This window comes from Stieleria mannarensis (assembly GCF_014154935.1).
Lineage (GTDB): Bacteria > Planctomycetota > Planctomycetia > Pirellulales > Pirellulaceae > Stieleria > Stieleria mannarensis.
In genome coordinates this window covers 125,490-146,187 of sequence record NZ_JACEHH010000008.1, presented here as the reverse complement: position 1 = coordinate 146,187, position 20,698 = coordinate 125,490, and the positions used below count along the sequence as shown (strand labels likewise).

18 protein-coding genes are annotated in these 20,698 nt (G+C 60.2%); 10 read left to right on the top strand and 8 right to left on the bottom strand.

Annotated features, from left to right (window positions below; translation table 11 throughout):
• Positions 1-979: 979 nt before the first annotated feature.
• The 3 genes from dnaN (at position 980) to H1B37_RS07720 (ending at position 3,564) form a co-directional block, all read left to right on the top strand.
• The gene (gene dnaN / locus H1B37_RS07730; protein WP_182866060.1) at positions 980-2,098 is read left to right on the top strand and encodes a DNA polymerase III subunit beta; all 1,119 of its coding nucleotides are present in this window, start codon (positions 980-982) and stop codon (positions 2,096-2,098) included.
• Between the two features lie 113 nt (positions 2,099-2,211).
• Positions 2,212-3,198: a transaldolase gene (gene tal, locus H1B37_RS07725; RefSeq protein ID WP_182866059.1), complete on the top strand. Its 987-nt coding sequence runs from the start codon at positions 2,212-2,214 to the stop codon at positions 3,196-3,198.
• 45 nt (positions 3,199-3,243) lie between these two features.
• Entirely contained in the window at positions 3,244-3,564 is a 321-nt protein-coding gene (locus H1B37_RS07720; protein WP_182866058.1) for a DciA family protein, read from the top strand.
• 144 nt (positions 3,565-3,708) lie between these two features.
• On the opposite strand, the gene H1B37_RS07715 is transcribed toward H1B37_RS07720, so the two are convergent.
• Positions 3,709-5,154 (bottom strand): sodium:calcium antiporter, encoded by a 1,446-nt coding sequence (locus H1B37_RS07715; protein ID WP_182866057.1) that lies wholly within the window; start codon positions 5,152-5,154, stop codon positions 3,709-3,711.
• A gap of 109 nt (positions 5,155-5,263) precedes the next feature.
• Here H1B37_RS07715 and H1B37_RS07710 point away from each other — a divergent pair, with 109 nt between their 5' ends.
• Positions 5,264-6,019, top strand: a complete 756-nt coding sequence (locus H1B37_RS07710; RefSeq protein ID WP_182866056.1) for a class I SAM-dependent methyltransferase — start codon at positions 5,264-5,266, stop codon at positions 6,017-6,019.
• Between the two features lie 87 nt (positions 6,020-6,106).
• Here the strand turns inward: H1B37_RS07710 and H1B37_RS07705 are convergent, their stop codons facing one another.
• Entirely contained in the window at positions 6,107-6,784 is a 678-nt protein-coding gene (locus H1B37_RS07705; protein ID WP_182866055.1) for an HAD family hydrolase, read from the bottom strand.
• A 297-nt stretch (positions 6,785-7,081) separates the two neighbouring features.
• Here H1B37_RS07705 and H1B37_RS07700 point away from each other — a divergent pair, with 297 nt between their 5' ends.
• Positions 7,082-8,491, top strand: coding sequence for an MFS transporter (locus tag H1B37_RS07700; RefSeq protein ID WP_286177513.1), 1,410 nt, complete (start codon positions 7,082-7,084; stop codon positions 8,489-8,491).
• Here H1B37_RS07700 and H1B37_RS07695 read toward each other — a convergent pair.
• Positions 8,454-9,848 (bottom strand): ammonium transporter, encoded by a 1,395-nt coding sequence (locus H1B37_RS07695; protein ID WP_353620801.1) that lies wholly within the window; start codon positions 9,846-9,848, stop codon positions 8,454-8,456. The two genes, H1B37_RS07700 and H1B37_RS07695, sit on opposite strands and share 38 nt — an antisense overlap.
• 551 nt (positions 9,849-10,399) lie before the next feature.
• On the opposite strand from H1B37_RS07695, the gene H1B37_RS07690 reads away from it, so the two are divergent.
• Positions 10,400-12,400, top strand: coding sequence for a hypothetical protein (locus tag H1B37_RS07690; protein WP_182866053.1), 2,001 nt, complete (start codon positions 10,400-10,402; stop codon positions 12,398-12,400).
• 93 nt (positions 12,401-12,493) lie between these two features.
• On the opposite strand, the gene H1B37_RS07685 is transcribed toward H1B37_RS07690, so the two are convergent.
• Together H1B37_RS07685 and H1B37_RS07680 are read right to left on the bottom strand one after the other, a co-directional pair.
• Positions 12,494-12,832 carry a hypothetical protein gene (locus H1B37_RS07685; RefSeq protein ID WP_182866052.1) on the bottom strand — a complete coding sequence of 113 codons (339 nt, stop codon included), beginning with the start codon at positions 12,830-12,832 and terminating at the stop codon, positions 12,494-12,496.
• The gene (locus tag H1B37_RS07680; protein WP_436298243.1) at positions 12,832-13,878 is read right to left on the bottom strand and encodes a DUF1559 family PulG-like putative transporter; all 1,047 of its coding nucleotides are present in this window, start codon (positions 13,876-13,878) and stop codon (positions 12,832-12,834) included. Before H1B37_RS07680 ends, H1B37_RS07685 begins: the two co-directional genes overlap by 1 nt.
• A 389-nt stretch (positions 13,879-14,267) precedes the next feature.
• Between H1B37_RS07680 and mntR the strand changes: the two genes are divergently transcribed.
• Together mntR and H1B37_RS07670 are read left to right on the top strand one after the other, a co-directional pair.
• Complete coding sequence (gene mntR, locus H1B37_RS07675) at positions 14,268-14,675, top strand: manganese-binding transcriptional regulator MntR (RefSeq protein ID WP_182866051.1); 408 nt, start codon at positions 14,268-14,270, stop codon at positions 14,673-14,675.
• Between the two features lie 51 nt (positions 14,676-14,726).
• Positions 14,727-15,719, top strand: coding sequence for an MDR family oxidoreductase (locus H1B37_RS07670; protein WP_182866050.1), 993 nt, complete (start codon positions 14,727-14,729; stop codon positions 15,717-15,719).
• Between the two features lie 174 nt (positions 15,720-15,893).
• Here H1B37_RS07670 and H1B37_RS07665 read toward each other — a convergent pair whose 3' ends face one another.
• Positions 15,894-16,646 (bottom strand): PRC-barrel domain-containing protein, encoded by a 753-nt coding sequence (locus tag H1B37_RS07665; RefSeq protein WP_182866049.1) that lies wholly within the window; start codon positions 16,644-16,646, stop codon positions 15,894-15,896.
• Positions 16,647-17,082: 436 nt separating this feature from the next.
• On the opposite strand from H1B37_RS07665, the gene H1B37_RS07660 reads away from it, so the two are divergent.
• Together H1B37_RS07660 and H1B37_RS07655 are read left to right on the top strand one after the other, a co-directional pair.
• Positions 17,083-17,256, top strand: a complete 174-nt coding sequence (locus H1B37_RS07660) for a hypothetical protein (protein ID WP_182866129.1) — start codon at positions 17,083-17,085, stop codon at positions 17,254-17,256.
• Positions 17,257-17,440: 184 nt separating this feature from the next.
• A complete protein-coding gene (locus H1B37_RS07655; protein ID WP_182866048.1) occupies positions 17,441-18,967 on the top strand; it encodes a BON domain-containing protein in 1,527 nt (508 codons plus the stop codon).
• A 416-nt stretch (positions 18,968-19,383) separates the two neighbouring features.
• Here H1B37_RS07655 and H1B37_RS07650 read toward each other — a convergent pair whose 3' ends face one another.
• A complete protein-coding gene (locus H1B37_RS07650; protein ID WP_182866047.1) occupies positions 19,384-19,713 on the bottom strand; it encodes a hypothetical protein in 330 nt (109 codons plus the stop codon).
• A gap of 68 nt (positions 19,714-19,781) precedes the next feature.
• A complete protein-coding gene (locus tag H1B37_RS07645) occupies positions 19,782-20,591 on the bottom strand; it encodes a Hint domain-containing protein (protein ID WP_182866122.1) in 810 nt (269 codons plus the stop codon).
• Between the last annotated feature and the right edge of the window lie 107 nt (positions 20,592-20,698).

Below are 20,698 nucleotides of genomic sequence, written 5' to 3'. Positions count from 1 at the left end.
TGTTCGTCGCTGTCGGGAAATCGACCCTGGAACAACATCCTACTGACGCCACACTGACTGCCCCCCGGGGTCTGTCCCCTGAATTTCAAGTCTTGCCGGCGCGGGGTCTGTCCCCGGTTCCTCGGACCTCACTCGATTGCACGGGGTCTGTCCCCGGTGGATCCTGCCGGGGGTCTGTCCCTCGAGTATCAGGTGGACGTGCGGGGTCTGTCCCCAATGATATGGAACCCACGGATGGCAAGGCGTACCCACGGATTCCTGACTGCATCCGGGGTCTGTCCCCGGTCCCTCGGACCTCGCTCGATTGCGCGGGGTCTGTCCCCGCTGGATCCTGCCGGGGGTCTGTCCCTCGGGTATCAGGTGGATGGGCGGGGTCTGTCCCCGGTTCCTCTCCGGGTCCCTCCTCTCGCGGTCCCTGAACGCTCTCCATCCGTGGGTACGCTTTGCCATCCGTGGTCTGACTCCATTCCGCCGGCGGGGTCTGTCCCTTCTCAGCTTGGTCTCTTCTCACCTTGTGATGCGAGCCCGAAGCGCGAGCGAGTGGATCCGCTACGCATCGCTCTGGCAGCTTGGGGATGACTTTTTTCTCGGTTTTTTCACGTGGAAAACCCGTCACTGCCCGGTCGGTGTTCTGACGAGCGGCGCGTCGGTCGATTGCTGCCTGGCCCGTCAGGCTGTTCGTCACTGTTAGAAAACCGACCGTAGGACAACATCCGGCCGACACCACAATGACCGCTTTTCCACACCCCAATGAATCACCTAAGTCGCGGTTGGTTACCAAGTTACCTCCGTCAGAGGGCGTCCACTGACCGCATCGGCCGAAAGGTTACGATAACGACGATAAATAAAAATCTCTCATGAGAATAAAAACCCACCGGGCCAAACCCTGACGTCGGTTCCAGCCACCGTGCCGCAATCGACGGATTGCGGTACAACATGGAACCGAAAAATCGCACCTTCCGCCGATTGCTTACCATCCATGAAGATTTCTTGTTCCCGTGAACCCCTGACCAACGCGTTCTCACTGGCCGCCAGTGTGGCCCCGGCTCGGTCTCCCAAGGAGATCTTGCAAAACGTCAAAATCACCGCGTCGGGCGGAAAACTGACGCTGACCGCCACCGATATGGAAGTCGGGATCCGGTTGGAGGTCGAAGAGGGCGTGGAGATCGAAACCGAGGGCACGGCGTTGTTGCCGGTCCAGCGGACGATGGCGATCTTGCGGGAAAGCAATGACGAGACGCTGACGTTGCAGACCGACGACTCGGGGATTCAGGTCAGCGGGGCGCGGAGCAAGTTCCGGCTGCCCGGCAGCAACCCCGACGAGTTTCCGCCGGTGGTTTCGTTCGAAGAAGACAAGTACCACGTGATCTCGACGCGGTTCTTCCGTTCGATGGTGCGGCGGACGGTGTTTGCCACCGACACCGACAACAGCCGATTCGCCCTTGGCGGCGTGCTGATGGAATTGGTCGGCAATTCGGTCACCGCGGTCGGCACCGACGGCCGGCGTCTGGCCTGTATGGAGGGCGAAGGGGAATCGATCGGCGGTCATGAAACGGTCGGCACCAGTACGATCGTGCCGACGCGGGCGATCCAACTGATGGAACGGGCGGTCGACGAGAGCGAAGACACGGTGGACGTCGCGGCCCGCCAAAGCGATTTGCTGCTACGAACCAAGTCGGCCGTCATCTACTCGCGGCTGGTCGAAGGCCGCTATCCGAATTGGCGTCAGGTGTTGCCCAAACGCGACGATGCCGTCCAGCTGGATCTGACCGTCGGTCCCGTCTTTGCCGCACTGCGTCAGGCGGCGATCGTGACCGACCAAGAAAGCCGCGGCATCGATTTCACCTTCGGCGATGGAACCTTGAAATTGGAAGCCAGCACCAAAGACGTCGGGCAATCGCAGATCGAGCTGCCGATCGCCTATGACGGTGAACCGATCACGTTGACGATGGACCACCGCTATCTGGCGGATTTCTGCAAGGTGCTCGATCGTGAACAAAGCTTTCAAATCGAAATCGAATCCGGATCCTCACCGGCGTTGATGACCACCGAGGACGGTTATTCGTACGTGATCATGCCGATGTCGCGCGATCGGTAACGGGCGATTCGGTACGAGCGGCCGCGGGTGGAATGTCCCAGCCGGCCCGTTGGCAGTAGAATCAGGTCACCGCTTCGAAATCATCTCACACCGCTTTCCAGGGAACCCGACACGTGAACGACGCCTCCGCCTCCGCCAGCCAGCTCGACCAACTCAAACAGTTCACCAAAGTGGTCGCGGACACCGGTGATTTCGAATCGATGCGAGAATTCGCGCCGCAAGACGCCACGACCAACCCCTCGTTGATCTTGGCCGCGTCCAGCCAACCGCAATACGCCCACCTGATCGAACAGGCGATCGATGAACACGCCGGCGGAACACTATCCGGCCAGGAACGAATCGACAGCATCCTCAATCGCGTGCTGATCCTGTTCGGCAAAGAAATTTTGCAAATCGTCCCAGGCCGGGTCTCGACCGAAGTCGACGCCCGTCTGTCGTTTGACACCCAAGGCACCATCGAGCTGGCTAAGCGGCTGATCGATCAGTACGCCGCCGAAGGCATCGACCGCGATCGCGTGCTGATCAAGATCGCGTCGACGTGGGAAGGCATCCGGGCGGCCGAAGTGCTGGAAAAGGAAGGCATTCACTGCAATTTGACGTTATTGTTCTCGCTGCCCCAAGCGATCGCCTGTGCCGATGCCAAGGTGCAATTGATCTCGCCCTTCGTCGGCCGGATCTATGACTGGTACAAGAAGTCGACGGGCCAGGAATACAGCGGTGCGGACGATCCCGGCGTCCAATCGGTCCGCCAGATCTACCAGTACTACAAGAAGTTCGATTACAAGACGGAAGTCATGGGGGCGAGCTTCCGCAACGTCGGCCAGATTATCGAATTGGCCGGCAGTGACTTGTTGACGATCAGCCCCAATCTGTTGGCGGAATTGCAAGCGTCGACCGACCCGATCGAAAAGAAACTGGACGAAGCGGCCGCCAAGCAGAGCGACGTCGAAAAGGTGACGATGGACGAGAACACGTTCCGGTTCCAGCTGAACGAAGATGCGATGGCGACCGAGAAAACGGCCGAAGGGATCCGCCGCTTTGCCGCCGACATCCGCAAGCTGGAAACGATGATCGGCGAAAAAGCCGAAGCCACCGTCTAGGCGACTGTCATAGCACTAGCCGCTGCCACTGATTAAACGCCGACGATGAACCGACCGACCGATCCGCCCAAACCCCGCGTGCAATCGATCGGTTCACTGGTCAGCCAGCTGATCTCGCGACGCGGGTACGCCCAAATCGCCGCGACGGACCAGTTCCACGAAGCGATCGCCGCGGCGGTCGGCAAGGAACTGGCGGCTGAGGTCACCGTCGGAAAACTCAACCGCGGCGTGTTAAAGGTGTTTGCCAGAGACTCGGTGACGATCCAGGAATTGACCTTTCAAAAACGCTCGATCATCAAACACATCACCAAGCAACTGCCCGATGCCAAGGTCAGCGACATCCGCTTCGCCGTGCTGACCAAGTGATCGATCGCCGCTTGAAGGTAGCTACCTTCGCCAGAAGGTGGATCCCCCGGCGACGTCCACGCTTTGGCGAGTGTGGCGACGTCAAAGCGATGGTTGGCTCGTAGACGCAAGCGGTTCGCTGACGCGGCGAGCTGGGATCATGTCCTAAAAGCCCAGCGATCCCAACACCGCGTAGCCGATGAACACCAAGTACAGGGCGACCAGCACCAACGATTTTCGCATCGTCAATTGCAGCCGGTGCGAGAGAATTCCCAGGGTGATCGCGGTCAAGGTCAACAACAGCACTTGCAGTCCGAACAACCCCGGCATCGGCCGGCCGTCGACCAACAAATCGATCGGTTGGCCGCCGTTGAGCGCGATGCCGGCGATCAGCGGAACCGACAAACAAATGCAGATGTCAAAGATGTTGGAACCGAACGCGTTGCTGACCGCACCGTCGTCGTCACCGCGTTTGGCCGCCCCGATCGACAGCAGCGTATCGGGAACACTGCTGGCCGCCGCGGCAACGATCACGGCGACGAAGAACACGGGGATGTCCAGCGAGCTGGCAATCGAAACGGTGACTTCCACCAGCCAGTAGCAAGCGATCGCGGTGATCGCGGTCGAACCGACCAGCAAGCTGTAGGAGATCGATGGTCGCAGCGGGATTTGAATCCGGCCGAACAGCATGCCGGCCGAGTCGACTTCGTCATCCCCTTCTTCCTCTTCGCCATCGCCGTTGTTTCGCAGTTCGCGGCCGACGTAGTCGACCAGACTGGGCGTCGGGTTGATTCCGCCGTTGCTTAACGCTTCACCGATTTGCTGTTCACAGGGCTGGTCGATCGATTGCAGCGTTTGGACCGCCACCGTCCGGGCTAATCGGTACTTGCGGGCATCAACCCACAACCAGACCAGGTAGACCAGGTACAACCCCAATAGGATCGCGGCCAGGTGCCAGGAGAGTTGTTTGCTGAACAGAAACGCGACCAAGACGACTTCGCAGACGAGAAACCAAAACCCGTCGCGGGTGATCACGGTGCGATGGATCTCGATGACCGGTTTTCGATGCCGCGTCAGTGCGATCGCGATGCCGCAAAACGCCGGGATCAAAATCATGTTGTAGACCGCCGATCCGGCACAGGTCGCGATCGTCGCCCCGAATCCTTCACCGGCGTGCAGATCGGATCGGTCCCCCGGTTCCAACACCGATGTGCTCATCGCATACAGAATGAAGAATAACCCGGTGAACAACTCTGGCAGCGAACTGGCAATCGCATCGAGTGTCGCTCCGCGCACGCTGCTGGGAATCCGCCACTGTTCGCCCAAGTATTGGGCGGCGTCGGCAAACGGTTCACAGGCCTGCCAAATCACGATCGAGATCATCGAAATCTGGAACACGGCCAGCGTCAAATTCGCGGCGACCGACGACGCAGCGACACTCGCCCACCCATAGCTGGCACACAGGCCGATGAAGCAGGCAGCGGTGACCCAAACGGCCGGCCCCAGACGCGAGCGGTCTGGGCTGGAGGGGGCTTGGTCAGACGGGGCCAGCGGAGTCGATTCCGGGGGGGAATCGGGGGGGCGAGAATCGGGCGGGGCGGAATCAGACAAACGGCTCTCGCTGGGATTGGAAGGCGGGCGGGGACGAAACGAAGTGTAGTAGGGACGGAAACGTTTGCGGACGGGGCGCAACAATTCGACGGCATGTTACATTGCCGACATGACACACGACGACGCCACACCGACCGCCAGCGAACCGACCGCCACCGAAAATAACGCCGCGACGGACAGCCATGGCGAAATCCCGCCGGCATTGATCGCCAAAGCCGACGCGGTGCTGGATTGGCGGTGGGAGCAGACGGCGATCGCCGGTCAAACCTGGCCGCTGGCGGTCGCGGCAGATCCCGATGCAATGCTGATTGATGCTTGCAAACGCCAGGATGACGGGGAAACCGGCGTCATCGACCCGTTTTGGGCGGCCACTTGGCGGGCGGCTTCCGGGTTGGACCAGTTTTTAGAGACTCAACAACTTGACGGTCAATCGGTCTTGGAACTCGGCTGCGGCACCGGGCACGCCGGCATCTCCGCGGCCCTGCGAGGAGCCCGGGTGATCCTGACCGACGGAGTGGAAGACCCCCTGCATCTGGTGCGGATGAGCAGCCACGCGATCGCCGATCGCTGCCAGATCCGTCGGTTGCGGTTCGGAATCGATCGACTGGACCAGAAATTCCCGGTCATCCTGGGCAGCGATGTCACCTACCTCAGGCAATTGTGGCCCGAGCTGGAACAGTGCTTGATCGATCACTTGGCCCCCGGCGGTGTGGTGTTGCTAAGTGATCCGTTCCGGATCATCGCCAACGAGTTCCGCGAGTGGATCGGCAAACGGCCTTGGTCGTACACCGAGCACAAGATCGAGATGAAAGACGACCCCGAACACCCGATCCGAGTGATGGAGCTGCGGCGAGTCCTCGGATAATCCTAAGAAAGACGCGTCTCGAAAGGACTTCGTACGCCAGACAGTGTACGCCAGGCAGTGTACGCCAGACGGTGAGTCGTCGCGGTGTCAAAGGTCAGCGGTGAGTTCCGCCAAGGCGTTCTCGCCGCCACGAACCAGCAGTCGGGCGTCCAATCCCGCTTCACGGGCGGCGTCCACATCGCCTCGCTTGGTGTCGCCGATCATCAGCAATCGCGACCGCTCGGTGCCCCGTAAAGTGGCACCCAGCCGAGCGACGGCGGCATCGTAAAACCGGGTGCTGGGTTTGGACCAACCGAGCCGGCTGCTGATCAACACGTCGTTGAACTGGTCGATCAGGCCCATGTCGTGGAGGATGATCGGCAGACGACGGTCAAAGTTCGACGCCACGGCGATCGCATAGCCTTTCGACCTGAGCCGACCGATCGTGGGCAGCACGTCGTCGTACAACCGCCAGGTTTCCGCCGAAGCGAAGTGGTTCCAAAGCGAATCGAAAACGTTGTCGGCCGACTCGTCGGGCAAGTCCGGGATGGCGTCGGCAACGATCCGTCGCCAACGTCGATACTCCCCCGCTTCGTCGGTCGGTAGGTCGATGTCCGCTTGAAAAAAATGGCGTTTCATCGCGGCTTTCAATTGGTCGCGAATCTGGGGAAGCGAATGTTCACTTCCCGACGCCTTGGCGGCCGAGTAATACGCTTGAGCCGGTTCGGGATCCGGGGTCATCAGCGTGCCGGTGAAGTCAAAGAGGATCCAGTCATAGCGGGGCATGGCTTTTTCCCAGGTCGTGCGGTTTTCGGATCTCACCCTCCCTGGCAGGGAGGGTCGAGCGTAGCGAGGGGAGGGTCGATTGGTGGTGTTTGAGTGCTTCCGAGCCACAACGAACCCTCCCCGCTCCGAACGCTCACTCCTCCGCGACTCTCCCTGAAAGGGAGGGTGAAGAGCGTAAACGCCTGTTGAATCAGAGGTTTCAAACCGCACGACCTTCGGAAGGGGACGGAGACGGTGGTTTGGCGCGTTCGCCGCGGGCCCCTGTTGCGAGATTTGATCTGCTGCGATGGTGTAGTGATGGAAAACGTGCAAAACGAAACGAGCAACTCTTCGGGAGCTTACCCGGCGATCGCCGGTAGTGAAACGTCTTCGCCGGCGACCGGTGTGTTGCCCGAGAGCGGTCGGGGGGATGCGTCCGCCACGCTCGAAAGAGGCGGGGACGAACAATCTGCAGACCAGGGTTCGCCGTGGATGCCGCTGCGCAATCCGGTGTATCGATCGTTCTGGATCGCGTCGTTCGTTTCCAATCTGGGCACATGGATGCATGAGATCGGGGCGGGCTGGTTGATGACCGACTTGGATGCATCACCGCAAATGGTTTCGGCGGTGCGAACGGCGATGGCGACGCCGATCGTGTTGTTGGCGATCCCCGCCGGAGTGCTGGCCGATCGCGTGGACCGTCGCGGGCTGTTGCTGGCGACGCAGGTGTTGATGCTGCTGACCGCGGCGAGCCTGGCGGCGCTGACCGCCGCCGGCGTGATGACAAGTTGGTTGCTGTTGGGGCTGACGTTCTTGATCGGGCTGGGGCTGACCTTGCACGTCCCGACTTGGCAGGCGTCGATTCCCGAGCTTGTCCCGCGAGCGCAATTGTCGCGGGCGATTGCACTGGGCAGCATCAATTTCAATCTGGCGCGGTCGGCGGGGCCGGCGATCGCCGGGGCGTTGGTCGCCATCGCGGGCGCCTGGATCGCGTTCTCCTTCAATGCCGTTTCGTTTGCCGGCGTGATCGTGGTGTTGTTGCTGTGGCGACGGGAGCGGCGTGAATCGACGCGCGGGTTGTCCTATCGGTTGTCGCTGTATCAAGGACTCCGCTACGTGTACCGCAATCATGCGATGCGGCATGTGCTGATCCGATTGTGTCTGTTCATCGTGCCGGGCAGCGCGCTGTGGGGGCTGTTGCCGCTGGTGGCCCGGCAGCGACTCGATTGGGGTGCCGACGGATTCGGGATCTTGGTCACCAGCGTCGGCGGCGGGGCGCTGATCGCGGCGCGTTTCTTGCCGCTGTTGCAGCGTCGATTGGGAGGCGATGCGACGATCGCCCTGGCCATGCTGGTGTTCGCCGGCGGGCTGGCGTTGATGGCGTCGTCGACCCATCGAGGCGTCGTGGTCGCGGCGACGTTGGTGATGGGGTGCGGCTGGATGGTGACGTTGACGACGCTCAATACGGCCGCGCAAATCACCTTGCCCGGTCGGATGCGGGCCCGCGGCATGAGTTGCTACCTGACGGCGATGGCGCTGTCGATGTCCACGGGGTCGTTCTTGTGGGGCAGCGTGGCCGAATCGATCAGCGCGGGCGGACGTTACGACGGCGTGGGGTCGGCGCAGCAAATCGCGGCGGCCACCCTGTTGGTCACCGCCGCGATCGGCATGCTCTTTCCGGTCGTCCACGCTATGCGAACATGTAACCCTCTTCACCGTGATCGGTGATGTCCAACCCGCGTTGTTCGCTCTCGGCGGGAACTCGCAGCCCGATGGCGACGTCGATCAATTTGAACAGGATCAAGCTTCCCAGGCCTGCAAACACAAACGTGATCAGCACGGCGACGATCTGGCCGATCACGAGCGCCGGGCTGCCCGATTCCAGCAGCCCGATCTTGGTCCCGTTGCCGGTCACGTCCCAGCACGCTCGGCTGGCGAACACGCCGGTCAAGACGGCGCCGAGTGTTCCGCCGACACCGTGAACGCCGAACGCATCCAACGCGTCGTCGTACTTCAGCGTGTGCTTGAGTTTGCTGCACGCCAGATAGCACACGACGCCGGCGGCAAGCCCCATGATCAGGGCCGGCATCGGCTGGACGAATCCGGCGGCCGGGGTGATGCACACCAATCCGGCCACCGCACCACTGCTGGCGCCCAGCACGGTCGGTTTGCCCAACACGATCCATTCGGTCATCGCCCAGGCGACCGCGCCGGCGGCGGCCGAAAAGTGTGTCACGGCGAACGCGCTGCTGGTGATGCCATCGCTCATCAATTCGCTACCGGCGTTGAAGCCGAACCAGCCCACCCACAGCATCGCCGCACCGAGGGCGGTGTAGGTCAAGTTGTGGGGCTGGAAGGGTTCGTTGGGGAATCCCATCCGTGGCCCGATCAGGATCGCCGCGACCAACGCCGAGACGCCGCTGGAAATGTGAACCACCGTACCGCCGGCGAAATCGAGGGCGCCTCCCATGATGCTGTCTTCGCCATAGGACAACGGTCCGCTGTCCCAGACCCAATGACAAAGCGGGCAGTAGATCAACGTGCCCCACAGGATCGAATAGACCACCATCGCGCTGAACTTCATCCGTTCGGCAAAGGCCCCGCAGATCAGTGCCGGGGTGATGATGAAGAACATGCCTTGAAACAGCATGTGCGTCAGCCGGGGAATCTTATCTTCCATCGGCGTGACCGGCTGACCGGCGATCTCGCTCCATTCCCGTTGCACGCCGTTCATGAACAGGTAGTCGCCGTTGCCGATCCAGCCGCCGCTGCCGCCGAAGGCCAGCGAGTACCCATAGGTGGCCCAGATCACCGTCATCAGTCCCATCAAAAAGATGCACTGCATCATCACGCTGAGCACGTTTTTGCGACGCACCAGACCGCCGTAAAACATCGCCAATCCGGGCGCGGTCATGAACAGGACCAGGGCGCAACAAACCAGCATCCAGGCATTGTGGGCGGCCAGTGTGCCGTCAGCGATTTGTCCGTCGGTCAGGCCCGCCGGCGACGCGGCGGCGTCCGTCGCCTCTTGAGCCACCGCGGCGCCCGAGGGCGCCACCGCGAACAGCGACGCCAAGATCGCGATCGCCAAACCAAGTCTCCACCTATTCACAGCTATCACCTCGTTTCGAAAAGGACTTGTCAGGTGACTGAAACGCAGGGGCAGCAGTCGTCGTCGGATTGAACCCATCGGCCGCCTTTTTCGATTCGCTGAAAATCCGTTGTCCATCGACAAGGGGCTTTCGTGAAGCGAAAACCGAAACGTCAATCCGCGAGCGAACGGGGGGAATTTGCTTGGCTCCGTGACAGTCGCGCAGCGGATAGAATACGTCGAACGGGCCGGTGCCGCTATCGCGGTCTGGCGGGCGGACAGATGCCGGCAGCGGAAATCAACAGAGCGATCGCAGAATGATTCGGGGCAGAATGAGGACAGGCCCGTCAAAAAAGAAAACGCAGGTGGGAATGAACACCTGCGTTTCCAAAAATAACTGTTAGACTGGCCGGCAATCGCAGGCCAAATGCGCCAGGTCGCGTGCACCGCGGCACGAATCCGTGCACCATTGCGGTGATAATTCGCTCGCAACACCGGAGCGGGGATGATATTCGTCACCTTGTGAGTCCGCAAGCCCTGTTTCTATGAACCGAGAAACTGAACCCCAATTCCACCCGCCCGCCCTCCTTCGGCTGGGGGAATCGATCGCCGTCTTGCCGGTGATCCACGGCAGCGGTCAGTTCGCCTTGACTGTCCGTCGCTGGATGCTGGAACAGGACTTCGACTGTGTCGCCGTTCCGCTTCCCGAGTCGTTTCGTGAAAGCACCGAGGCGGCGATCTTGGACTTGCCGCGGCCGTCGATCGTGATTCAGAAACCGGGGTCCGATTTCACTCGGCCCGATTTCGAATCCGGCTTTACCCCCTACGATGCCGAAGCGGATGAAGACGACTCGGGTGGGGATGGTGATTCGGATCCCGCCAGTTACGTTCCGATCGATCCTTGCCAACCGGTGATCATGGCGATCCGCGCGGCGATGGGTGAACACATCCCGCGGGCCTACGTGGATCTGGAAACCGATCCGTTCTTGCCGTTTTCTTCGGTCATGCCCGATCCCTATGCCGTCCGCCACGTCACCGCCGAGCGGTTCGCCGCGGCGGTGTTACCCAGTCTGCCGCGGCCGCCGGATCGACAGACTCGGTCGCGGATCGTGCACATGGCTTACCGGCTGGCGGAGCTGGAAAAACGCTATGACCGAATCCTGTTCGTAACCAGCGTGTTGAATTGGCCTTGGATTCGCGAAGCCTACACCGAATCGTTTTCGTCCCAGGCGGCCAGCAAAAGCGAATCATCCAAACCTTTCGATTTCCCCGAGCACGATCCGGTCCGGGAACCCCAGCGGTACGCGATCGACCCACGGACGTTGATGTTTCTGTTCGGCGAACTGCCCTACATCACCGGGCTGTACGAACGCGCTCGCCGTGAACTGGAGGAGGACGAGGATCTGCAAATCGATGGTGTGAAAGAATTGTTGATCGCGGCCCGGACCAGCTACCGCGGCGAGTTGAAACAATTCGCCCGGCGGATCACTCCGTTGCACCTGTCAAAGTGCCTGCAATACATCCGCAATCTTTCGCTGATGTCCCGGCGGATGACTCCCGATCTGATCACGATCGTCACCGCCGCACAGCAGATCATGGGCGACCAATACGCGCTGCATGTGGCCCAGTTGGCCAACCAGTATTCCTATGCCAATCGACCCGAAGACGAATCGGCCCGGCTTAGCGATCTGGAGGAGGTCAAATTGGGAATCGACCAGGCCCGTCTGCCCGACGGCGAATTGATCTCGATGGTCAACCGTTTGCCCGGCCCGCCGATCTGTTGGCGCACCCTCCAGCTGAAACGCAAACCGTCGTCGCCGGAAAAAAGCCGTTGGAAGTACCAGTGGAATCCTTACACGCAGTGCAGTTATCCGCCCGAAGACGAACGGATCGAGAACTTTCGAACCCGCGTCTTTGATCGGGCCAAGGCGATCGTCGGCAACGACCTGGCACGCACCGAAAAATTCACCACCAGCGTCAAGGACGGGATCGACATCCGCGACACGCTGCGCCATTGGTACGATCGCCAGATCTACGTGAAAGTCATCCCGCCCAGCCGTGGCACCTTGGATGCCTGTGTGATGTTGTTCGATTCACCTTCGGATCCACGCGATTACCCCTGGCGGACGACGTGGTTTGCCGAACACAAGGATGAGTCGACGCTGGCGTTTTATGCCACGAGCTTTGCCGATGAACTGGTCGGCCCCGGCATCGGGCTCAGCCGCTATGGCGGGGCGATGTTCTTGTACCCGCCGGTGATGATCCCCGACATTTGGACCGACCCGCGGATCGATTTCACCGGCACGCTTGAGGAACGGTTGATCGCCGCGGCGTGTTTGCACGCCCGCGGTCGCCAAGTCGCGCTGTTGAGCGCGCTGCCGCCCGGCGGCGGCTGGCGAAAACTGGCCCGCCACTACAAAAAAACACTCGTGCACGTCCCGCTCAGCTCCTTCAGCGACGAACAGGTCCAGCAATTGCGGATGGTCCACGTGCTCAACGGTCGCGAAGTCCGCTCGTATGCCGAAGAGTTTATCCGCAGGGTCTAATCAAACGTAGCTACCTTCGCCAGAAGGTGGATCCCCGGGGTTTTCCACGCTCGCATCGAGCGTAGCTACGTCGCTGTGGCGCCGTCCAGCGGATCAGCGCCGCACTTGATCGTCCAGCAGGCTGCGGCAGGCGGTCATCGCGGCCCGCCAATCGCCTTGCCGGGCGTCGTCCAGGATGCCCCTTAACGCATCCTGTTGTGGTTGCGACGGATTCATCTCTTTCAACCGGCCCGCGATCTGGTTCAACCCTTCGGTGTCACGCTGGTTGCAAACGCGATACAGTGCGATCGTCAGATCGTAGCCGTCGCCATCGAGCGCAACCGGTGAGCGGCTGAAATACCAGATCGACACGGCGCAGGCGATCACCGCCATCATCAGACCCAGGTAGCGTCCACCCGACGACGAATTGTTTTTCTCGCGATTGGATTTCATCACAGTTGATCCCAGTCGATGACTTCGTTTTCACGCATGCTCGAGAGCTCGGCCCAGATCAACAGATCGATGAAGTTCGTGATGAACTGGACCGACCCGTCGCCCATCACCACATAGCCGCCTCCGGGATGCTGCGAATACATTTGGCCGACGTGATAGGTGGGGAAATTGATCGGGTGGATGATCGGATTGCCGGTGATATCCAATTCGCCGCCGGAGGGACCGGCGTGAACCAGTGTGAGCGTCGCGGCGGCGTCCGGGCCGTTTTCCGGAGACGAAAACTGGGGGTGCGTGAACGCGCCGGGGACCACGCCGACCCACGTTTTTTCACTCAGCGCCGAACTGTGCTCGCCGAAAAAGATCGTGCTGCTCAGCCCGTCCAACACGTCTCGAAACTTGGTCTTGGAGTTGCGAAAGAACGGCCCGTCGGCGACCTGTCCGGCATCGCCGTTGATCGCAACGATGGTCGTCTGGCCGGTGTAGATGTTCGTGAACACTTCACCGGTCGCCGCGGATCCGCACTCACCCCAGCAACTCTCCTGGCCGTGGCTGGCGACGTAGTGGCTGCGGCCGAGTGTGATTTCACGCCCGTGCACCACCAGCGGATCGCCCTGCTCGTTGCGAACGACAAACGGCTCGTCACCGCCGGTCGTGCTCGGGCACAGAAACATCGGAATTGTCGACGAGATCGCGTCGGCATTGTCACTCGACCAAATCGGTTGCTCCATCCGCAAACTCTCGAACACCGAATTGCCTTCGGCAAACGGCAGCAGTGCCGAGGCCCATCCCCAACCCGGTCCGGCGTCCCAGGTCAACGGATCCATGTGGACCACCGTTGGCGCGGTGCCGTTGGTCGTGGGGTGTGAAACATAACCGGGCGGAAATTGGCGAAACGCCGAATGGTAATTCTGGGTCGCCAGCCCGACTTGCCGCAAGTTGTTGCTGCAGGACATCCGTCGCGCCGCCTCGCGAGACGCTTGCACGGCCGGCAACAGTAGCGACACCATCACACCGATGATCGAGATCGCGACCAGAAGTTCGATCAAGGTGAAACCGCGGGGGTGGTTGGTGCGGCATCCGGCGGGCGACTCGGGACCCTGGCGGTCCGCAGCAGGCGGGGTATTCAATTCTGACTCCCGGTTGTGGGTGATGAAAAGGACTTAGCTTCGGCTAAGTTTTGGGGTCGGTTGATGTTCAGGTGTTGTGCGAGGGGGCCCGGCGTCGCGCTGGACAGTCCGCGTTTGCTGAACAAACTCCGCCCTTTCCGGTCTTAAGTTAGCCGGGGCTAAGTTTCAGTGAGTCGACAAAATAAAGTTTCTTTGCAAACGACGCAAGGGCTGCGGTAAGAATTCCGATGGCAGGGGGTATCCTATTGCGATTGCAATTCAAGTTAGGGGACGAACCCCCACCTTCATTACCGTCGGACGGTCGCAAATTGCCCAGTAAAATTCACCAACGAACCCGATCGGATCACGCCAGCGAAGTCGCCGAGGATTACGTGGAGGCGATCGCCGATGCGATCGACCAGCACGGCGTCTGCCGCGCGGTCGATTTGGTCAAGCACTTTGCGGTGACGCACGCGACGGTCAACAATACGATCAAGCGTTTGGAGCGGGACGGTTTGGTGACGACGGCGCCCTACCAACCGGTCGAACTGACGGCCGCTGGCAGTCGGCTGGCATCGCAATCACGTCGCCGGCACGAGGTCGTCGAGGCGTTCCTCAAGAAGCTGGGCGTCAGCGACCAGACGGCCGCCATCGATAGCGAAGGCATCGAGCACCACGTCAGCAAGGAGACGCTCGGCGCGATGAAGCGAGTGCTGGAGCAGGGCTGGCCGGAATAGTTCTCCGTCTAGCGACGTTTTCATCCTCATCACTGACCCAATGAACACCCCATGACATTTAGAGCTCTTGTCGTCGAAAAAACAGGCCCGTCGGAGGTCTCCGCCGCGGTACAAACGCTGTCCGAAGACCAATTGCCCGAGGGCAACGTGACCGTCGCGGTCGAGTACAGCACCGTCAATTACAAAGATGGGTTGTGCATGCGTGCCGACGGTGGTTTGGTCCGCACCTATCCCCACGTGCCGGGAATCGATTTTGCCGGAACGGTCGAATCATCCAGCGACCCGCGCTACAAGCCCGGTGATCAGGTGGTGCTGACCGGTTGGCGCGTCGGGGAAACGCATTGGGGCGGCTACGCCCAAAAAGCACGCGTCAACGCGGATTGGTTGGTGCCATTGCCTGAGGGACTGACCACACGTCAGGCGATGGCGATCGGGACGGCCGGCTTTGCCGCAATCCTGGCCGTGTTGGCGTTGGAAGACCACGGACTGCAGCCCGACCAGGGCGAAGTGCTGATCACCGGAGCCGCCGGGGGCGTCGGTTCGATCGCAACCGCGGTTTTGGGGAACTTGGGTTATGAGGTCGCCGCGGTGACGGGGCGACCGGCCGCGGCGGACTATTTGAAGTCGCTCGGGGCATCGCGAATTGTCCCGCGCGAAGACATCGACAGCGTGACGAAGCGGCCCTTGGAATCGGAAACCTGGGCGGGCTGTGTCGATGCCGTCGGCGGCGAGATGTTGGCACGAGTGCTCGGCCAACTCAACTACGGCGGCTCGGTCGCCGCGGTCGGACTGGCCGGCGGTGCGAAAGTCCCCGCCAGCGTGATTCCGTTTCTGTTGCGGGGAGTCAACTTGTTGGGAATCGATAGCGTGATGCAGCCGTACGAGCGACGCGTGACCGCCTGGAAACGACTCGCCACCGATCTGCCACTGGACAAGCTCGATGCCATGGTTCAGCAAGCCAACCTCGCCGTCGTGCCCTCGCTGGGAGCACAAATCCTGGCCGGCCAAGTCAAGGGTCGCATCGTGGTCGACGTCAACGCCTGACGGACGTTTACGATTACACCTGTACGACGGCCCTTCCGGGGCGGTCGCTTTAATGTGCGGTTCGATGGCCGGTCCGCTCGGTCGTCTAAAGCATTCCCGAGCGACGTCCTGAAAAGGACGTCGTACCGCCCAGTCATTCAACCGAACCGTCGTCGAACAATCTCATCGATCGCATCACGGCAACCAGTAACGTTCTTTGCCGTAATAGTCGTAGAGGTGTTCTTCATAGCCGCGATTGATCGGCGTCAACGGATCGTATTCCGGCGAGTTCTTGATCTGGTCACGTGTCAGGTCGACATGCACCGTGGTCTCGGACCAGGACACCGAGTCGACCCATTGCGGCGCGATCAGCACCTTGCGCGACGGCAACCAATTTTTGGTGTCGATCACGACGTAGCGGATCGCCCAAGTCGCATCGTCGACGATCAAATCTTCGACGTGACCCAGGTCCCCGTCGGATGCTTCGATGGAGTAGTTGAGGATTTCTTTGCCGCTGCGTAGTGGCGGTAGTTCCTCTTCGATTGCCTGTTGTTCCCCAACGGGCACGTGCGCCGAGAGTGGCATGCTCATTGCCGTCCCGGTAGCCAACGAGACTCCCGCCGGTCCCCAGTAGGCCGGCACGTCGTAGTGCTTGAACAGTTCGGCTTCCATTTGACGTGACACCGGTTTTCGCGAGTCGACGTGAGGGCTGTCTTTGACTTGCTGCTGCGAAAGGTCGATGGCGATCGCCCGTTGCTGCCAATCACACCGGCCCAGGATGCTCGGCGGCAACAGCACGCGACGATCGGGCAGCCATTTTCCAGTATCGACGACGATGTGCCGGGTCAGCCAATCATCGGTGTCGATCAAGAGGTCCTGGATCGTGCCGACTTCATCGTCGGTCCCGGCGAGTTTCGTTCCGCGAATTGAATCAAATGCGATCAACATGTTGGGTCTCCTGTCAAACAAACTCTAAAAAGGCTCGCCGACACATCCAGGTCGGGCATGCGAGCGGCAGAGAAAGTCTGTCGCAATTCGCATTCCGACCTGTCCGATCAGCGTTTGACCGCGACAGACACCTCACGCGGCGAGCAATGTTTGCGCTAAGTTTCGCCAGCATGGTCGCTGAGGGACCAGTTGGACGGATGAACTGACAGGTCGTCGGCTTCACGTGGAAATGCCAGTGAAGTAGGACGTTGATTCAATCGGTCAACACGCCGTCCTCGCTGATGCTTGTTGGTGCCGAACGCCTGAATCCAAGCCCTGATGCGGTAGGGGGAAGCCGTTACGGTACGAGAAGTGCGTCACTCGATAGCCGTCTGTGGCGGTTCGTGGTGAACGTCACGGGCCTCACCATCCAAGATTGTTTCTGTGGAGATCCAAGATGCCCATCAAAGAAGAACCGCCGAAAACCGGTGACATGTATCGATGTCAAACATGTGATTTGGAGATTCATATCACCCAGCCGTGCAACTGCGAAACACCGACCGTCGAATTCACATGTTGTAACCAGCCGCTGAAGAAGGTGACGGCGTTGCCGGCCGGAATGCCCTCCTGACTTGGAGTTCCACACAAGACCAACCGCTCCACCGAACGCAATTTCATTTTCGGCCTGACGATGCGTTCGGAGAGTCGCCGTGTTCTCCGAACTCGGCGCTCAAGACAAGCGAAGCTTAGCCCCACGCCGACCTTGAAATGGTCGACGACTGTCCGACCCAACTCGTTCCAACAATGTATTCGCCATGAATTGTCGATCGCTCGCGTTTATCACTCTCTCGTTTTCGGCCGCTGCGTCCATGACGTGGATGTCCGGTCCTCCCTTTTTCGGCCCGCCATCGCTGTCAGCTGCCGAACGCGGCGCGTCAGCGAACGAGCGGCCGGTGTTTGATCCCGGGGAGTTAGAATCCGCGATCAAGGCGGATCTTGACGATGCGGAGTCGCTGGCGGCCGACCGCATCACCGTCGAAGTGGACGACTCGATGGTGACGCTCAGCGGAACGGTGTCCAGTTTGATGGAGAAACGCCGTGCGGGCGAGATCGCCAAACGCACGCGATCGGTTCAAGGCGTGATCAACCAAATTTATGTTGAGCCAACCTCCCGCAGTGATGATGAAATCCGCGAGGACGTGTTGATGCGATTGCGGGTCAACGACAGTCTGGATCGTCCCGAGATCGTCGTGAATGTCGAAAACGGGCGTGTCGCGATGACCGGGAAAGTTGATTCGCTTGCCGAGAAACGACTCGCGGAGACTGCGGCCGCGGGGGTGCGCGGAGTGGTGGACGTCCAGAATCAACTGACCGTCGCTCTGACCAAACCGCGGACCGATGATGAATTGCGCGACGAGATTCAAGCCCTGATCGTCAACTCGGTGTATTTCGACGACGTGCAAATCCGCGTCGACGTCGAAGACGCCATGGTCAAGCTTACCGGCACCGTCGGATCGGCGGCACAAAAAGCCAATTTGATCGAAGCCGCGGAGATCTGGGGCGTCAAAGGAGTCAGTGCCGATCAGGTCGCGATCGATCCGGATCGACTGGACCCGACGCGGCGTGCCGATCGCTACGCCACCGTGACCGACCAAACCATCCAGGGATCGTTGACCCGTGCGTTTTCGAATGATCCGATCGTGTTCCCCTATGCCGACAAAATCACCCCCAAAGTCGAATCGGGGGTGGTCACATTGCAAGGTGCGGTCGGACGACTGAGGGTCAAGGAGAAGGCGGAGCGGCTGGCGATGGGGATCGTCGGTGTGATGCGGGTGACCAATGAGTTGGAGGTGCGATTTGACGGTGACGTGCCCTCCGATGCCGAAATCATCCGACTAAGCCAAGCTGCTTTGGCGCGGAGTCCGAATCTGGATCGACGGGATTTCCGCATCCACTCTCAGGCGGCCCACGTCAGTTTGTACGGATTGGTGGAAAGTCGGTTCGAGAAAGAGTTGGCCGAATGGATCGTCGACGGCGTTCCGGGGGTGGTTCACGTGAACAACGCCCTGGCGATCGACGACCAATGGAAACCGAAGGCCGACAAGGAAATCCGGAAGGATTTGGAACGGAAACTCAAGTTCGCACTCTTTGACACCTCCAACGAAATCGAGGTAGAAGTCGCCGACGGGGTCGCCATTTTGACCGGTGAAGTGGACACGTGGCGGCAATGGCAAACCGCGATGAATTTGGCGATCGAAGCCGGCGCACGCGATCCACACAACCTGCTAAACGTTCGCATGCACCCGCCGCACGGTGCATCGCGGATCTACGTGCCCCGCTGATGTTGCCAGCACCTGGAAAAAACCAGCGGCGGTTAGCACTGCCAGCACGACGCGTAAGCGAGTGGCCCGGTGACGCCAGCACGTCGCGTAAGCCAGCGGCCCGGTGACGCCAGCACGTCGCGTAAGCCAGTGGCCGGGTGATGCCAGCACGTGGCGTAAGCCAGTGGCCGGGTTACGATGCCAGCAGGTGCCGGGAGTCACTGGTCGAGTGGTGATGCCATCACGACGCGTATGCGAGTGGCCGGGTCGGTCTGTGGATTTAATCAGCCGTGTGGCGCGAGCCTACGGGCGACGGTGTATTTTCTTGGTATTGATCGCCCGTACGCTTGCGCGAAACGGCTGATCCCACGTGCGATCGAATTAAATCAACGGGCCGTGACACTTCCCGGCGCAAGAAACTACTCCGACCTTGTGGTCTAGTGCCAGCTTTGAAACGTCATCCCTTCCCGGTCTGGAAGCTGTCCAGAGTCGAGGAACTGGAGCATCGAATCACGTGCTTCCTCAAGCGTTCCGAACGATTGCCATGAACCGCCCATCGACTCGTCCGGGATGTCGAAAAGCATTCTGCCGTCAAGCTCTCGCCGGAATTGAAATGTCTGTCCGTCATCGTTGACCAAACCGAAAAACGATTTTGGAAGAAACGTCAATCGCTCCCAAGTTTCAAGAATCTCTACTTTGTCTCCCTCGGCGGGTTCCGCGGGATCGACCAAATACCCGGTACCAACATCGTGGCAAAACCAATGCATGCTCAATCACCTCACTTCTTTGTTGGCGAAGCTCATCATGGGCTCCAACACACAATCCAAGTTTCCCGTCAACAGACTTCACTTGAGTTTGCCCATTGACACCCCTCGGGTTCGACGGGTGTTCCACCAGACCAATTCGACGCGACTTCGATGGCTACGGATAAGGGCATGAGATAGGTTTCTCGAAAGGGTGCCAACTGTCCGCCCGAAACGATTTCTCGTTCTCGGTCACTCGCCCGCTGATGACGCAATGTCAAAAACTGCTCATTTGCGGTAGAAAAATCGATGACACAAAGCCCGCCGTTGCCGCCGCCGATCGTCAATGTCTCTTCGCTGGTCGATTGGAGGACCACCATTGTGTTCCTGACGCCATCAAGTGACTCAATCGCGCTTGCGATCGCGTCTGAGTTCGGAGATTCGACAACAAGTTGCTTCGGTCGCCCCACACTGCGGTCTTCGTAGGCCAGTGTCTTGATCATCTGAAATTCTTTGACGGTTTTATTCGTAGAGTCAAGAGCGGACGACAATCTTCTCACCGCGCCATATATGCAATTCGCGGCATTGCGCACCAGGATACCAACATCGGTGACCTGGTACACGTGTTGGCCGCGGACTTCGAAGTTGTAGACTGGAACCGGAACGCATCGGGTTTCGATCGACGCGATCGCCAGCGGGCCGCCAGCGGTTTGCAGACGTTCGCCAACAGCCAGTTCGCTCAGCGCGATGAAGTCGCCGCGGTCGACACTCCAGATCGGGTGGACCGGGGTGCCTTCGAGCTGCGTGCCATCGGCTAAAGTGATGCGGACAGTCTCGGCGACCTGCCGGGTGACGAAGCGGCCGGTGACGCATTCACCGTCGCCGAAGGACGTCGATTGAATTCCTGAGCGACTTTTGGGTTAGTACCGATCGGTGGTAATCATCGATCTTCTTTGTTCGCCGGAAGGCTGGTTTACGATGCTGCGGAATTCATTCCGCAGCACTTGCC

Excerpts from the sequence above, each read along its gene's own strand:
- H1B37_RS07720 (WP_182866058.1), top strand. The coding sequence starts at position 3,244 with ATGAACCGACCGACCGATCCGCCCAAACCCCGCGTGCAATCGATCGGT.
- H1B37_RS07670 (WP_182866050.1), top strand. The coding sequence starts at position 14,727 with ATGACATTTAGAGCTCTTGTCGTCGAAAAAACAGGCCCGTCGGAGGTC.
- H1B37_RS07655 (WP_182866048.1), top strand. The coding sequence starts at position 17,441 with ATGAATTGTCGATCGCTCGCGTTTATCACTCTCTCGTTTTCGGCCGCT.
- H1B37_RS07700 (WP_286177513.1), top strand. The coding sequence starts at position 7,082 with ATGGAAAACGTGCAAAACGAAACGAGCAACTCTTCGGGAGCTTACCCG.
- H1B37_RS07710 (WP_182866056.1), top strand. The coding sequence starts at position 5,264 with ATGACACACGACGACGCCACACCGACCGCCAGCGAACCGACCGCCACC.
- H1B37_RS07665 (WP_182866049.1), bottom strand. The coding sequence starts at position 16,646 with ATGTTGATCGCATTTGATTCAATTCGCGGAACGAAACTCGCCGGGACC.
- H1B37_RS07660 (WP_182866129.1), top strand. The coding sequence starts at position 17,083 with ATGCCCATCAAAGAAGAACCGCCGAAAACCGGTGACATGTATCGATGT.
- H1B37_RS07685 (WP_182866052.1), bottom strand. The coding sequence starts at position 12,832 with ATGAAATCCAATCGCGAGAAAAACAATTCGTCGTCGGGTGGACGCTAC.
- dnaN (WP_182866060.1), top strand. The coding sequence starts at position 980 with ATGAAGATTTCTTGTTCCCGTGAACCCCTGACCAACGCGTTCTCACTG.
- H1B37_RS07690 (WP_182866053.1), top strand. The coding sequence starts at position 10,400 with ATGAACCGAGAAACTGAACCCCAATTCCACCCGCCCGCCCTCCTTCGG.
- H1B37_RS07705 (WP_182866055.1), bottom strand. The coding sequence starts at position 6,784 with ATGCCCCGCTATGACTGGATCCTCTTTGACTTCACCGGCACGCTGATG.
- H1B37_RS07650 (WP_182866047.1), bottom strand. The coding sequence starts at position 19,713 with ATGCATTGGTTTTGCCACGATGTTGGTACCGGGTATTTGGTCGATCCC.